13 protein-coding genes are annotated in these 13,980 nt (G+C 71.7%); 6 read left to right on the top strand and 7 right to left on the bottom strand.

Going from position 1 to position 13,980, the window contains the following annotated elements; translation table 11 throughout:
- Window positions 1-74: 74 nt before the first annotated feature.
- Both AQJ11_RS34990 and AQJ11_RS34995 read left to right on the top strand, forming a co-directional pair.
- A complete protein-coding gene (locus tag AQJ11_RS34990) occupies window positions 75-1,493 on the top strand; it encodes an FAD-dependent oxidoreductase (protein WP_059265930.1) in 1,419 nt (472 codons plus the stop codon).
- A 22-nt stretch (window positions 1,494-1,515) separates the two neighbouring features.
- Window positions 1,516-1,902 carry a nuclear transport factor 2 family protein gene (locus tag AQJ11_RS34995; protein WP_059265931.1) on the top strand — a complete coding sequence of 129 codons (387 nt, stop codon included), beginning with the start codon at window positions 1,516-1,518 and terminating at the stop codon, window positions 1,900-1,902.
- Window positions 1,903-2,025: 123 nt separating this feature from the next.
- On the opposite strand, the gene AQJ11_RS35000 is transcribed toward AQJ11_RS34995, so the two are convergent.
- Window positions 2,026-2,877: an MBL fold metallo-hydrolase gene (locus AQJ11_RS35000; RefSeq protein ID WP_059265932.1), complete on the bottom strand. Its 852-nt coding sequence runs from the start codon at window positions 2,875-2,877 to the stop codon at window positions 2,026-2,028.
- A 281-nt stretch (window positions 2,878-3,158) separates the two neighbouring features.
- On the opposite strand from AQJ11_RS35000, the gene AQJ11_RS35005 reads away from it, so the two are divergent.
- Window positions 3,159-3,614 carry an ATP-binding protein gene (locus AQJ11_RS35005; protein WP_244218508.1) on the top strand — a complete coding sequence of 152 codons (456 nt, stop codon included), beginning with the start codon at window positions 3,159-3,161 and terminating at the stop codon, window positions 3,612-3,614.
- A 39-nt stretch (window positions 3,615-3,653) separates the two neighbouring features.
- Here the strand turns inward: AQJ11_RS35005 and AQJ11_RS35010 are convergent, their stop codons facing one another.
- The 5 genes from AQJ11_RS35010 to AQJ11_RS35030 all read right to left on the bottom strand — a co-directional run bounded on the left by AQJ11_RS35010 (window position 3,654) and on the right by AQJ11_RS35030 (window position 7,430).
- Window positions 3,654-4,283: a cysteine hydrolase family protein gene (locus AQJ11_RS35010; RefSeq protein WP_059265934.1), complete on the bottom strand. Its 630-nt coding sequence runs from the start codon at window positions 4,281-4,283 to the stop codon at window positions 3,654-3,656.
- A gap of 140 nt (window positions 4,284-4,423) precedes the next feature.
- Window positions 4,424-4,894 carry a hypothetical protein gene (locus AQJ11_RS35015; RefSeq protein WP_014669466.1) on the bottom strand — a complete coding sequence of 157 codons (471 nt, stop codon included), beginning with the start codon at window positions 4,892-4,894 and terminating at the stop codon, window positions 4,424-4,426.
- Window positions 4,895-5,004: 110 nt separating this feature from the next.
- Complete coding sequence (locus AQJ11_RS35020) at window positions 5,005-5,316, bottom strand: putative quinol monooxygenase (RefSeq protein WP_059265935.1); 312 nt, start codon at window positions 5,314-5,316, stop codon at window positions 5,005-5,007.
- A 202-nt stretch (window positions 5,317-5,518) separates the two neighbouring features.
- Window positions 5,519-6,544, bottom strand: coding sequence for a zinc-binding alcohol dehydrogenase family protein (locus tag AQJ11_RS35025; protein ID WP_058084976.1), 1,026 nt, complete (start codon window positions 6,542-6,544; stop codon window positions 5,519-5,521).
- 82 nt (window positions 6,545-6,626) lie between these two features.
- Window positions 6,627-7,430, bottom strand: a complete 804-nt coding sequence (locus AQJ11_RS35030; protein WP_059265936.1) for a glycine betaine ABC transporter substrate-binding protein — start codon at window positions 7,428-7,430, stop codon at window positions 6,627-6,629.
- A gap of 174 nt (window positions 7,431-7,604) precedes the next feature.
- Here AQJ11_RS35030 and AQJ11_RS35035 point away from each other — a divergent pair, with 174 nt between their 5' ends.
- On the top strand, window positions 7,605-8,531 hold the full coding sequence (locus AQJ11_RS35035) for a LysR family transcriptional regulator (RefSeq protein WP_059265937.1): 927 nt from the start codon (window positions 7,605-7,607) through the stop codon (window positions 8,529-8,531).
- 187 nt (window positions 8,532-8,718) lie between these two features.
- Window positions 8,719-9,441 carry an SDR family oxidoreductase gene (locus tag AQJ11_RS35040; RefSeq protein ID WP_014669471.1) on the top strand — a complete coding sequence of 241 codons (723 nt, stop codon included), beginning with the start codon at window positions 8,719-8,721 and terminating at the stop codon, window positions 9,439-9,441.
- A 72-nt stretch (window positions 9,442-9,513) separates the two neighbouring features.
- Here the strand turns inward: AQJ11_RS35040 and AQJ11_RS35045 are convergent, their stop codons facing one another.
- Entirely contained in the window at window positions 9,514-12,234 is a 2,721-nt protein-coding gene (locus AQJ11_RS35045) for a helix-turn-helix transcriptional regulator (RefSeq protein WP_244218509.1), read from the bottom strand.
- A 218-nt stretch (window positions 12,235-12,452) separates the two neighbouring features.
- Between AQJ11_RS35045 and AQJ11_RS35050 the strand changes: the two genes are divergently transcribed.
- The gene (locus AQJ11_RS35050) at window positions 12,453-13,892 is read left to right on the top strand and encodes an aldehyde dehydrogenase (protein WP_059265939.1); all 1,440 of its coding nucleotides are present in this window, start codon (window positions 12,453-12,455) and stop codon (window positions 13,890-13,892) included.
- Window positions 13,893-13,980 lie beyond the last annotated feature (88 nt).

Raw genomic sequence — 13,980 nt, forward strand, 5'->3', positions numbered from 1 at the left:
CCGGCGAGTCGGCGACCCGTCCCGCCGGTGATACGTACGTCGACGCGGAGCCCCCGACCGACCTGGAGAAGAGCGTGCCACCCTCACCCATCGCCGTGTTCCAGCGCCTCAGTGCCGCCGGGGCGCCCGCGGAGACCCCCGTCCTGTTCGGCACCGTGCATGTACTGGGCGCGGGAATCGGGGGACTGTTCGCCGCCAGGGTCCTCTCCGACCACGCGGAGCGCGTCGTCGTGATCGACCCCGATGCGGGGGAAGGGGACACGGGCAGCGCCCCACGCCCCGGTGTGCCGCAGGGCTCCCAGGTCCACACCCTGATGCCCGGCGGGTTGCGGCAGTTGGAGCGGTGGTATCCCGGAGCCACGCGCCAGGCCGAGGCCCGGGGAGCGGTGCTGCCGGGCCCGGACCGGAGCGTGTCGTACGTGGACGGGGTCCAGCAGGTCGGCACGCCCAACGTGGGCTTCCTCATCTGCACCCGGCCCTTCCTCGAAGGACTGATACGCGAGCGCACCCTCGGCCTGCCGAACGTCGAGCCGGTCACCGGCCGCGCCACGGGCCTGGTCTACGACGGTCAACGCGTCGCGGCGGTGCGGTATTCGACCGGCACGGGCGAGGCCGTCCGGGCCGGCGACTTCTTCGTGGACGCCACCGGGCGCGGCAGCCGGATGGCCGACTGGCTTCAGGCGGGGGAGTGGCCCCGGCCGCGGATGGAACGGCTCGACGTCGACGTCCGTTACGTCACGGCTCATTTCGAGCGCTCACCCGACTGGACCGGCCCGCTCAGCGGCATCACGCGCTACGGCCCGCGGTCCGGGTCCGAGCGGTTCGCCGGGGCCGCGGTGAACGCCGTCGAGGACCGGCGATGGGCCGTGATGCTCGCCTCCTACGGCGACGATCCGCAGGTGTCGGACGTCGAGGGCTTCCGGGCCAGGTGCGCCGGACTGCCACCGGTCTACCGGGAAGCCGTGAAGGGCCGGCCGACCGGTGGACCCGTACCCTTCCGGCACCCCGACAACCGCTGGCGCCACTTCGAGGCCCTCGATCGCTTCCCCGCCCGTCTGGTGGTGACCGGGGAGGCGGTGGCGTCGTTCAACCCCGTCTACGGCCAGGGCATGAGTTCCGCGATGTTGCACGCGTCCTGCCTGTCGGAGTACCTGCGCGGTGCGCCGGACCTCGACGCCCCCGCCCGGCACTTCTTCGCCCTGCAACACGTGGTGGCCGCCGCCGCGTGGCAGACGTCGGCGACCGCGGACGCCGCGCGCTTGGGCCTGGCCGGGCGCCCGGACACCGCCCCACAGCGGCGCACCGCCTGGGCGATGCGGCACGTCATGGCCGCGGCGGTGCACGACAGCCGGGTGGTCGAGGCATTCCGCGACGTCAGCTTCATGCTCGCGCATCCGGCGACACTGCTCGCGCCCGACCTCGTACGACGTGCGGCCCGGGCCAACGGGGTGCCGGAGGAGGAGTTCGACCGCGAGTACGGGCCCGCGACCTGAGCGCTCGGGAAAGGGAGAGCAGATGTCCACACCGCCCACCACCGTTCTCGACCGCTACGTCGGCCTGGCCGACCGAGTCGTGACGGATCCGGCGATCCTGGAAACAGAACTGGCGAACATCTTCGCCCCGGATGCCACGGTCGACATCGCCGGAACGCCGGTGACGGGCTTCCCGGCGATCCTCGGCTTCTACCGTCGGTTCATCACGATGTTCGCCGATTCCCGGCACCTGTGGCAGACCACGGTCGACCCGGACGGCACGCTGCGGGCCGAGTGGGCGGCCTCGTTCCGCACTCCCGACGGACGCCTCGGCGTCGTCGCGGGTGTCGAGACCGCCGAACTGGACGAGGGGGGACTGATCGTCTCCCTGGTGAACACGTACACCGTTCCCCCCTCCGTCCGACGTTAGGCCGCTTCTCTCGGCCGGAGGGCGCCGGCAAGAGCCTCGGACGCCGGTCCGCCGGGGCGAGGGGCCGCCCCCGGCGCCGGTCGCCACCGGCGGCACGGCCCCGTCGCATGCCTCACACCTTGCTCACTCGGCCCAGCGCCCCACCGCGGTCAGCCACGCGATGCTCGGGTTCAGCCACGCCGGGAACCTCTGTGTCATCGCCTCGAAGTACTCCGCCCGGCTGCCGGCGGCGGCGAAGACCTCCGTGGCCGCACGCAGGTAGGCGCGGGTCTCGTCGATGACGGACGCCGGATCGTCACGCTCGGGATTCTTGTGCCCGGCCACGACGGTGGTCGGGTTGAGGGCGGCCACGGCGTCGATCGCGCCGAGCCAGCTGTCGATGCCGTGGGCGCCGGCCTCGGAGAGGTACTGGTGCACCTGGTTGTAGATGACGTCGCCGCCGACGACCAGGTCCAGGGACGGCACGTGCAGGAACGTCGTGTGATCGGTGTCGGTGTGCCCGGCGGCATGGGGGACGAGCGGCTGCCCGTCCACCTGGAGGCCGCCTTCCGGGACGGCCTCGGCGATGAGCGGGGTCTCGCCGATCAGGCCGGGGAACGCCGCTCCCCAGAACGGGGCCGGCCGGCCGCCGGGGGTGGTCCGCTCCATCTCCGCGACCGTCTCGGCCGTGGCCCACACCTTCAGCTCCGGGAACCGCTCCCGCACGGGCGCCGTCGCGTACCAGTGGTCGCCGTGCGCGTGCGTGACGTAGACGCCGGTGATCGTACGGTCGAAACCGGCGGCCCACTTCGCTACGGCGGCCCCCTGCTCCGTGGTCAGCCCCGGGTCCACCAGGACGGCTTCGCGGGGGCCGTAGACGAGGGTCGTGGTCAGCGGGGACCACAGCAGCGGGCCGCCGTCCGGCCGGGGAGGCAGGGCGGTCGGCGCCAGCGGCTGCATCGGACTGACGTGTACGGCATGGGCCAAGGACGCCATCGTTGTTCCTCTCGCATGGGTCGCGGGTGGAGGGGAACGGGCGCTGCCGCGTTCCCCTCCTCGCGGGTCGCCCACGACCCGCCACCCCTCATCCTGCTGCCGCCGGGCTCGGAAACGGCGGACGGGGAGACGGGGCGAGCCGTTGGGGCAACCCTTCTGCCTCAACGCGCGCGACCGTCCCGCCCGTCGGACAACTCACGTGGCCGATCCGTTAGTTGGAATATCCAACTCGGCACATCGGTTGGCCTGAACAGCGGTTCTTGCGTGGGAGGACACCGATCGTGAACAGAACACTCAGCCCTGACCGGGAAGGCGTGCCGATGGAGGCGCGGCCCTCCGCGGGCGCCTGTCGGGTGATCAGCCTCGCCGGCTCCGGCCGGGCGGAGCAGCGGGCTCGGGAGGCGGTACGCAACACCTGCTCGGAGTTCCTCGGAGCGAGGCTGCCGGACGCGCTCCTCGTCGTCACCGAGCTGGTGGCGAACGCGGCCGCCCACACGGCCGGTGTCCGGGGCCTGATGCTCCACCACGACCGGAACGCCACCTTGCTGACGGTCTTCGACAAGGGCGGGACGACGAGCTGGCCGCGCGTGGCCGAGGCGGACCCGCTGGCCGAGTCCGGCCGGGGCCTGCACCTCGTCGCTGCCCTCGCCGACTCCTGGCACACCCGTCCGGCGCTCGAAGGCAAGGCCGTCACCGCCGTCTTCCGGACCGGCGGCAGGGAGCCGGAGGCGGACTGACCGCTGGTCCCGCCACGGCGACGGCCCCGGCGCACCGGGTCAGCGGCTGTGGAACGGTCGCGTCGCCAGCAGTTCGTCGGTGGTCAGCACCTCGTGCGCGATCAGCGCGTAGCGCCGCAGCATCTGCTCGTAGGAGTCCGGTCCGCCGTCGGGGGCCGTGGCGTCCGGGACCAGGGTCACCCGGTATCCGCGTTCCATGGCGCTGCGCGCCGTCGATTCCACGCACATCGTGCCGATCATGCCGGCCACGACGACGTGTTCGACACCACGCCGCTTCAACTGGATGTCGAGATCGGTCGTCGCGAAGACATCGAGGTTCTTGTGCGGGGCGATGGTCACGTCGTTCGGACCGGGTGTGAGGTCGGGGTGGAACTCGGCACCCCAACTACCCGCCTCGAACATGCGGTTGTCGAACATCATGTGGTGGATGCCGGACTTGTGCCGCCAGTTCGCGTACTCCTCGTCGGTGTACGACATCGGCGAGAAGAACGCGGGACAGCCGTTGTCCCGGAACCCGGCGAGCAGGCGGCGCAGGTTGCCCAGGGTGCCGATCCGCTCGAACTCGGCCTTGAAGCCGGGATATCCCTTCCCCTCCTCGGAGAAGATCTCGTTGACCGTGTCGATGAGAACGAGACCGATCGGTGCCGAAGCCGTGGACGCGCTGGTCATGGTGGATTTCCTTTCCTCCGCCGCACCGCCGTGGTGCGCGCCGGCCCGGGTGGGGGCCGAGCCGTTCGGAGCATGTCACCGGTGACGCGTCCAGGCATCGGTCGTCCGACTGACGCGCGGGCAGGTGTGCGCGCGGCTCGTCACCTCTCGTCGTCGCGTGCGTACAGCTTCAGTACGGGAACGCCCACCGTGTGACGGGCCCGGCCGGCCCAGTCGAGGTGGAGGAGTTCCTCCACGAGATGCGGTGCGGTCAGGACGATCACCTCGTCGGCATGCGTCTGCTCGACCACCGATCGCAGCAGGGTCAGGGGGTGGCCGCCGACCAGTTGCCCGACACACTCGCTGCCGGCCGCCCGCAGGCTCTGGACCGAGTGCTCCAGTGCCAGGGCGGCCTGCTCCCGTGCTTCCTCGCCCTCCGGCTCCCCGCCTTCGTGGACAGCCTGCTCCAGTTCACCGAGCGCGATGTCGTCCAGAGCGCGCAGCAGCCGGTTCTCGGAGCCCCGTGGCTGCATGAGGACGACGAAGAACGTCTCGTCGTCGTGGAGCGTGGTGACGAACTTGACGTCCGCCGCCGACAGCTGCTGCTCGATCAGAAGAACACTGGTGAACATCGGGGTCCCAACCTCGGTGCGCCCCGGGCGGGGCGCGAACGGTGAGCAACGCTAGCGCCCCGCGGTTCGGGACCCGATCCCGGCCCGGTGAGCCGGCCCGGACGCCCCCGCTACACGGCCAGCTCGGTCAGCCGCTCGATCCGGACGCCCCCCACCGTCAGCGTCTTCGCGAGCTCCGCGAACCGCCGCAGGTGGTCGCTGTCCGAGTGGGCGCGCAGATGCTCCTCGCTCTGCCACACCTCGTGCATCACCAGCAGCCCGGGGTCGTCCAGGCCCTGGTGCGGCACGTAGGTGAGGCAACCGTCCTCCTGCCGGGTGGCGGCCACCAGAGCGGGCAGCGCGTCCCGCAGTTCCTGCTCCTTGCCGGGGCGCGCCTGCATGCGCGCGATGAGGACGACGGGTCCGTTCTCGGGGTGGGTCATGGCGTTCTCCGTAAGTCGTCGGGTGGCCCTGGGGCCGGAAGCGGCCGTGCGCGTCCGCGCGGGCCGCGCATGGCCGGCCGCGGTCCGGAACAACTGTCCTCACCGCGGGCCGGCCGGACACGTGATTCCGGTCGCCGATGCCCGTGAACGCAGGTAATGGGCGCCTGGGGGCAGTGTTGCGCGGCCGGTGTGCGGGGGCGGCTCAGAAGCCGGTGAGGGTGATCTTGCCGATGGCGGTGCCGGACTCCATGACGCGGTGCGCCTCGCGGAGGTTCGCCGCGTCGATCCTGCCGAGGTCCTTCACGGCGGTGGTGGTGATGATGCCCGCGTCCACCAGGCGGGCGATCTGGGTCAGGATGTGCCGCTGCCGGTCCTGGTCGGGAGTCTGGAACAGGGAGCGGGTGAACATGAACTCCCAGTGGTAGGAGATGCTCTTGGCCTTCAGTACGCCGATGGGCAGGGAGTCGAAGTCGTCGATGGCGACGATCCTGCCGAAGGGTCGCAGGGCTTCCGCGTAGGCGCCGAGGTTGCCGTCGGTGTTGGCGGTGCTGAACACGTGTGTCAGGCCGTCCGGGGCCACCTCGGCGATCTGGGGGGCCAGCGGCTCGCGGTGGTCCACGATGTGCCGCACACCCATGCGGGTGGCGAACTCGACGGTCTCCGGCCGGGAGGCGGTGCCGATGACGGTCAGACTGGTCAGGGCGCGGGCCAGCTGGGCCGTGATGGAACCGACGCCCCCGGCCGCGGCGGTGATCAGCAGGGCGCCGTCCTGGTTCAGTCCGCCGTTCTCCAGGCCGAGGTGCTCGAACAGCCCCTCCCAGGCGGTCAGCGAGGTCAGCGGCAGGGCCGCGGCCTGTGTGAAGGACAACGTGGCGGGCTTGAGGGCCACGATGCGCTCGTCGACCGTGTGGTACTCGGCGTTGGCGCCGGCCCGGTCCAGAGCGCCGGCGTAGTACACCTCGTCGCCCGCCTTGAACGTCTCGACCTTCTCGCCGACCGCGACCACAGTGCCCGCCGCGTCCCAGCCGAGCACCTTGGTCACACCGCCCGGGTCGTTGCTCTGCCGGATCTTGTAGTCGACGGGGTTGACCGCCACGGCCTCGACCTTCACCAGCAGGTCGTGCGGGCCGGGCTCGGGGACGGGCAGTTCCACGTCGACCAGGCTCCGCGGGTCGCTGACGGGGAGGCTCTCGCGGTAGCCGACGGCCCGCATGGTGGTCTTGTTCATGGGAGGATCTTCGCTTTCCGTGTGCTGCTCGAACGGGTAAGTCGTCGTGTACGGGCGTGCCGCCGCGTCGTCGCCGGGCGGGTCACGCCGTCAGGGTGTGGCCGTGCTTGGCGAGGTAGCGGTCGGCGGCCCGCAACGGTGTGAGGCCGTCCACATTGATCAGGGCGTCGATCTCCTCGACACCGTCGTTGCCCAGGTGCAGGCTGTCCAGCCGGGCGACCGCGTCGGGGTGCAGGTGGTCCAGCGCGTCGAGCCGGACGACCGGACTGGCGTCGTCCACGCTGCCCAGCAAACCCTTGGGCTCCTGAAGGGGGCGCAGGCCGTAGAGGCGGTTGAGGTACTGCGGGCGCCACAGCGGGACGACGAACCACTCCCGTGCGGCGATGCCGCGCTCCACCCGGGACAGGAATCCCGACTCGGTGCCCGGGGTGAAGGTGTAGCCGAGCTCGTCCAGACCGTACGCGTGCACCATCCGGGCGGAGAAGCGGCTGATGCCGGCGCCCGGGTTGATGCCGTCGACGGCCTTCGTCATCCGCTCGGCCACCTCCCGCCGCGTCAGGTCGGCGACCTCCCGCACCTCGTCCTCGGGGACGTAGGGCGGCACCGCCCACACGCAGTACGGCCGGTAGTGCGGCGTCAGCACCCGGACCCGGTCCCGGTAGCGGGAGAGATACGTGTCGTGGCTGGAGGGCAGCCACGCGGAGACCAGGACGTCGATGCCGCCCTCCTCCTGGAGCCGGAACAACTGCTCGTGCGGTGCCTCCACGCTGTCCACCCGGTGCCCGTGGGCCTCCAGGACGCGGCGCGTGACCGCGGCGGCGGCACGGTGGAACGACAGGGCGACGTTGCCCACGGTGATGGTCGGATCCGAGCGGCGGGTGGACATGATGACTCCTTGGACATAGGGGCCTGAGCTGCGGAAACTCCGCCATGTACGACCGGGTGTCCGGAGTCTTCCGACCCCTTCGGGCCGTCCGCTCCCCCGGCACACGCTCATCGTGCTCCGGCAGCCGGTCATAAGTCCAAGAACTCTTTGGCATTCTTTCTATAAGCTGAGAGCATGGCGACATTGCGACAGCTGGAGTACCTGGTGGCCATCGTGGACGAGGGGTCGTTCACCCGCGCCGCGGAAAGCCTCAACGTCACCCAGCCCGGACTCTCCCACCAGTTCCAGGCGCTGGAGCGGGAGGTCGGCGGGCCGTTGCTGGAACGGCTGCCGCGCGGCGTGCGGCTCACCCCGGCCGGCCGGTCGATGCTGCCCCACGCCCGCGCCGCGCTGGCCGAGGCCGGCCGGGCCACCGTCTCCGCCCGCCGCGCCGCCGGCGTGTCCACCGGGGAACTGCACCTGGCCACGCTCTACTCGGTCAGCTCCGGCGTGCTGCCCCCCGTCCTGGGACTGTGGCGCCGCAAGCACCCCGGCGTGCGCATCCGGTTGTTCGAACACCGGCGGAGCGACGAGCTGGCGCAGGCCATGGCCGCGGGCCAGGCCGACGTCGCCGTGGGACCGCTGCCGGAGGACTGGGAGGGCACCGCCCGGCACATCGGCGCCGAGGAGTTCCTGGTCGTCACCGGGTCCGACGACCCGGTGGCGCTCTCCGACCGCGCGCCGGACGTCCGGCTGTCCGACCTCGCCGAGCGGGAGTGGGTGCACTTCACCCCCGACAGCGGCCTCTCCGACATCCTCGAACGGGCCTGCGGCGCCGCCGGTTTCCGGCCCCGGGTCGCGGTGCGCACCGAGCAGGCCGCGTCGGCCATCGGGTACGCGGCGGCCGGGCTCGGGCCCACGCTCGTGCCCGCCAACAGCATCCCGCCGCATTTCGCCGGCGCGTTCCTGCGTCCCGACCCGCCCCTGCGCCGGCAGCTGACCGGATACACCCGTACCAGCCCGGACCCGGTCACCTCGTCCTTCCTGGAGACCCTCGGGGAACACGCCCCGCTGATGCCCGCGCACGTCGCCGGACGCCTGCGCAAGGGGGGAAGCCGGTAGCGCGGACGGTGAGCTGTCCGTGCGCCGTGAAGGGCACGTCGTGAACGGAACGGCGTGAAGGCAACGCCATGAACGCAGCTTATGGGGAGCGACGAAAACAATCATTGGCCTCATCGGTGTGCGGGGGAGAAGAGTGACGGCCGTGCCCCATCGGCCGCGCCACGGCGCTTCACCCAAGGAGATCCACGTGACCACGCAGGAACGTTCCGGACAGCGCATCGTCGTCATCGGAGCCGGCTCCGCGATCGGACGGCAGCTCGCACGCACGGCCTCGGCCGAGGGCGCCGAACTGGTCCTCGCCGGACCGGACCTCGGCAAGCTGAAGGAGACGGCCGGTGAACTGACCGGCCCGTGGCGCACCGTGGAGTTCGACATCACCGACGACGCGTCCGCCGCGCGGTTGGCGGACGAGACCGGCCCCTTCGACCACCTGGTGTCGACGGCGGCGGTGCCCGCCAACGGGCCGCTGGCCGCACTCGACCCGGCCGACGTCCGGCGGGCCTTCGCGGCGAAGGTGATCGGTCCGCTGTTCCTGGCCAAGCACCTGGCCGGCCAGGCACGCGAGGGCGGTTCCTTCACCTTCTTCTCCGGGGTGGCCGCCTGGCGCCCGGCGCCCGAGCGCACGGTCATGGCGACCACCAACGGCGCCCTGGCCTTCCTCGTCCAGGCCCTGGCCGTCGAGATCGCCCCGCTGCGCGTGAACGCCGTGTCCCCCGGCATCGTCGACAGCGGCGCCTGGGACAAGCTCGGTGACGCCAAGCCGGGATTCCTCCGGCGGATCGCCGACACCAACCCCGCACGGCGCGTCGGCACCGCGGACGACGTCGTCAAGGCGGTGCTCTTCGCCATGGACAACCCGTACGTCACCGGAACGGTGCTGCACGTCGACGGCGGCGCACGCCTGGCGTAGAGCCGGCACCCGCGGGGCGGCCGGTGCCCCGGCCGTACCTGGGGCCCCGGCGGTCGTGGGCCGTGCCGCGCGTCAGTCGAGCGTGTCGGACGCGAGGGCGGCGGCGAGCTGCGAGCGCCGGTTGATCTGCAACTTCGCGTAGACCTTGTACAGATGCGCTCCGACAGTGCGGTGGGAGAGGTACAGCTGGTCGGCGATCTGCCTGTTCGTGTACCCCTGGGCGGCCAGCCGGGCGACGTGCAGTTCCTGCGCGGTGAGCACGGTGCCGGCGTCGAGGGCCGGGCCTGGTTGGGGTCGCTGCACATCACTGCCGGCGGCGCCCAGCTCCCGTGCCGTCCGCCGGACGAGCGGTGCCGCGTGGTGTGACTCGAAGACGTGCAGCGCCGCGGACAGGTGGCTGCGCGCCTCCACGATGCGGCGTTCCCGGCGCAGCCACTCGCCGAAGAACAACCGGGTCTTGGCCAGGTCGAGGAACGCGGTGGTTCCCTCACCGCGTTCTATCGCCCGCTCGAAGTGACCGCGTGCCTCGCTGCCCCGCGCCAGCAGGGCCCGCGACCGTTCGACGAGCATCGCGAGATGGCCGGAGTCGCCGGACGCGAGGGCGGCCGTAGCCATGTCGAGCCAGCCTCCCACCAGCTCCGGCCGGCCGGCTCGCACGGCCGTGTCGGCGATGTCGCCGCCCGCCCACACGCCGATGGGCGGGTGCTCGACGCATGCCAGCAAGTGGGCGACCGCCTCGTCGGCGCGGCCCTCGTTCGCCGCCACCTGGGCGGACGCCCAGGACGCCACCGCCGCCACCCGGGGGGCCGGGGTGGGCCCGGACAGTTCGGCACAGGTGTTCAGGGCGGCGGTCGCCGGCTCGTGTTCGCCGCGCCACGCACGTGCGCGTGCGATGTTCGCGGCGGCCAGGGCCCCGACCACCGGCAGATCCAGGTCGTAGCTGAGGCGCAGTGCGAGTTCCGCGTCGGTGAGGCCGGCGGCGATCGTGTTGGCGGTCACGCGGACGGTGCTGCGTCCGGAGAGGGCCACCGCCACGTCGCCGGCCCGTGCCGCCTGGTGGAACATGTCGACCCCGGCGCCCCAGACGCGGTCGGCGAGGGGGAGGTCGTGGGTGTCCTCGACGGCGAACGCGAGGCAGTTCAGCAGTGTCGCGTACGCCTCGCGGGCCTCCCGCTGCATGAACGACAGCGCCTTCTCGACGGAGCTGATCCGGTCCGCCGGGCTGACCAGGGCCAGGCCGATGCCCCGGAGCACCTGCTGCGGCCCGGTGGCGGCGTCGGCTCGCCGCAGCTCGTCCGCGACGGCTGCCGCGAGGTCCGAAGAGGTGTCCTGGCGGAGGTAGCTGCGCACCGCGGCCCAGGTGAGGACCTCGATCCGGTCGGCCGGATCGCTGAGTCTGCGCGACATCGCGACGAGTTCGTCGCCGCCGCGCCCCAGGAGTGTCGAGCTGGTGCCGGCGAGCATCCATTCGGTACGAGCGAACTGCACCGTCGACGCTTCGTCCTCGACGATCGGTTTCGCCTCGGTGAGCAGCGCGACGGCGTCCGCCGTCGAGCCCGCCTGCCGGGCCATCTCCGCTGCCATCACCGTGCGTCGCGCCCGGTCCGCCGCGACCGGGGTCAGCGTCGCCGCGCGTCGCCAGGCGGCGGCGGCTTCGCTCCGCGCACCCCGCCGGCCGGCCGTCACGGCGAGTGCTTCGAGTTCGGCGGCGACGTCCTCGTCCCAGCCGGCGACCGCCGCGGCCCGGTGCTGGACGGCGCGTGCGGCATCGACGACGACCGCCGCCAGCTCGGTGTGCACGCGCGCCCGCGCGCCGAAGTCGGCGTTGTCGTACACGGCCGAACCCACCAACGGGTGCCGGAACTTGTACGTGCCACGGGTGAGGGTGAGCAGTCCGAACTTCTCGGCCGGCGCGAAATCGCCTTGCTCCAGGCCCAGGTTGCGGGCCGCCGCGAGCACTTCGTAGCTGCTCGCGTCCTCCGCCGCGGCGGCGACGAGGAGGGCCTGCTGCGTCGCCGGCGGCAACAGGGCGACCTCGGCCAGGAACGAGTCCTCCAGCCGCCTGCCCATCGGAACCCGGCCCCCGTGGGCGGAAGGCGACCCTTCGACCCAGGACGGGTTGGCCGACCATTCGGTCAGGGCGAGCGGGTTGCCCAGCGCGCGCTCGACCAGACGGCGGCGTTGCGGCAGCGTCAGCGCGGGCGCGTGCAGGGCGACCAGCTTCAGCGCGTCCTCGTGCCCGAGCGGGGTCACATACACGTGGTGCTTGAAGTGCAGTTTGCGGTCGGGGTAGACGCGGTCGGTCCGGCTGGTGGCCAGGAGCAGTGCCGGCATGACGCTCATGCGGGCCGCGAGGAAGGCGACGACGTCGGCCGTCGACCGGTCGAGCCAGTGCAGGTCCTCGACCAGCAGCACGAGGGGGCCTCGTGCCGCGGCTTCCTCCAGCAGCCCGAAGGCGGCGAGCCCGGTGATGAACCGGTCCGCCGGTTCCCCCTCCGCCCCGAACGCCACCTTGAGGGCCATGCGCTGGCGCGGCGGCAGAGCGTCGATACGGTCGAGCAGGGGCAGCAGCAGTTCGTGCAGCCCCTCGAAACCGGCCGCGCCGGCGTCACGGATGCCATGGCAGGAGAGAACCGCGAAGCCTGCTGAGGACGCGGCTTCGACGACCGCGGACGCCAGCCTGCTCTTCCCGATACCCGCTTCCCCGTGCACGAGCGCCGAGGCGCCGTGGCCCTCCCGCGCGGCATCGACGAGGGCGGTCAACTGCTCGAACTCGGTTTCCCGCCCAATCACGTATCCACCCGTACCGATGTGTTGCGACATGCGCTCGCCGCAAGTCGATCAACCGTACTATACGGCACTTTTCAGCCATGGCGGCATGTACATGCCCAGGTCGGACGGGCATCCGCCGCGGGAATCAAACTTAACGAAACACCGTTCTCTTGACTAAGAGAACGCTGTTCTCTTAATGTTCCCGCCTACCGGCGACAGTCTCGCGAGAAGGACTCTCAGTGATCACTTACGACAAGCTGTACATCGGCGGACGCTGGACCGAGCCCGCCAAGAAGGACCTGCTGGAGGTCCGCTCCCCGCACGACCGGTCCCTGGTCGGGCTGGCCGCCGAGGCCACGAAGCCCGATGTGGACCTCGCCGTCGACGCCGCCCGCAAGGCCTTCGACGAAGGTCCCTGGCCGCGCCTGTCCCCGGCCGAACGCCAGAACGTCATCGCCCGCTTCAACGACCTCTACGCCAAGCGCACCGAGGAGATCGCGGACCTCACCACCGCCGAGAACGGCAGCGCGCGCTGGTTCACCGGCTGGACCGCCGCCGCCCTGCCCCAGCAGACCGACGCCTTCCTGCGTGCCGCGGCCGTCCTGCCGTGGGAGGAGGAACTGCCGCGGACCGACGGCACCCCGGGCCGCGTCCTGGTACGCCGCGAACCGGTCGGTGTCGTAGCGGCCGTCATCCCCTGGAACGCCCCGCACCAGTCCGCGCTCGTCAAGATCGTCCCCGCCCTCCTGGCGGGCTGCACCGTCGTGCTCAAGACATCGCCCGAGAACGCCCTCGTCACGCTGCTGCTGGGGGAGATCCTCACCGCAGCGGGCGTGCCGGAGGGCGTGGTCAGCATCCTGCCGGCCGACCGCGCCACCAGCGAGTACCTCATCTCCCACCCCGGCATCGACAAGATCGCGTTCACCGGTTCGACGGGCGCCGGACGCACCATCGCGGCCATCGCCGGCCGGCAGCTCAAGCGGGTGAGCCTGGAGCTCGGCGGCAAGTCCGCCGCCGTCGTGCTGGAGGACGCCGACCTCGACGCCATGGCGGAGGGCCTGAAGTTCCTCTCCTTCGCCAACAACGCCGAAGCCTGCGTCGCGCACACTCGGATCCTCGTGCACCGCAGCCGCTACGACGAGGCCGTGGCCAGGCTGAAGGACCTCGTCGAGTCGCTGACCGTCGGCGATCCCTCCGACCCCGCCACCTTCATCGGGCCGATGGTCAGGGCGGACCAGCAGGAGCGCGTGCGGTCGTACATCGAGACGGGAATCCGCGAGGGCGCCCGGCTCGTCACCGGCGGCCCCGAGGTCCCCGCCGGTCTGGAGGACGGCTACTACGTCACCCCCACCCTCTTCGCCGACGTCGACAACTCCATGCGCATCGCACAGGAGGAGATCTTCGGCCCGGTGCTCGTGGTCATCCCGTTCGACGACGACGACCACGCGGTCCGCATCGCCAACGACTCCCCGTACGGCCTCGGCGGCGGCGTGTGGACGGCCGACGAGGGCCGCGCCCTGGAGATCGCCCGGCGCATCCGCACCGGCACCTTCTCCGTCAACGGCGCGCCGTTCTCCTTCGACGCCCCCTTCGGAGGGTTCAAGAGCAGCGGCATCGGCAGGGAGTTCGGCGCGACCGGCCTGACCCAGTACGTCGAGTACAAGACGGTCGCGGTCTGATCCCCTCCCACCGCGACCCCCACCTCCTCCGGCGTGCGAACGCCTGCGAAGGCCGCATACGTCACCTCTCCGTCCGCGTCAGTCAATC

The sequence above is a fragment of the Streptomyces corchorusii genome (genome assembly GCF_001514055.1).
Taxonomy (GTDB): Bacteria; Actinomycetota; Actinomycetes; order Streptomycetales; family Streptomycetaceae; genus Streptomyces; species Streptomyces olivaceoviridis.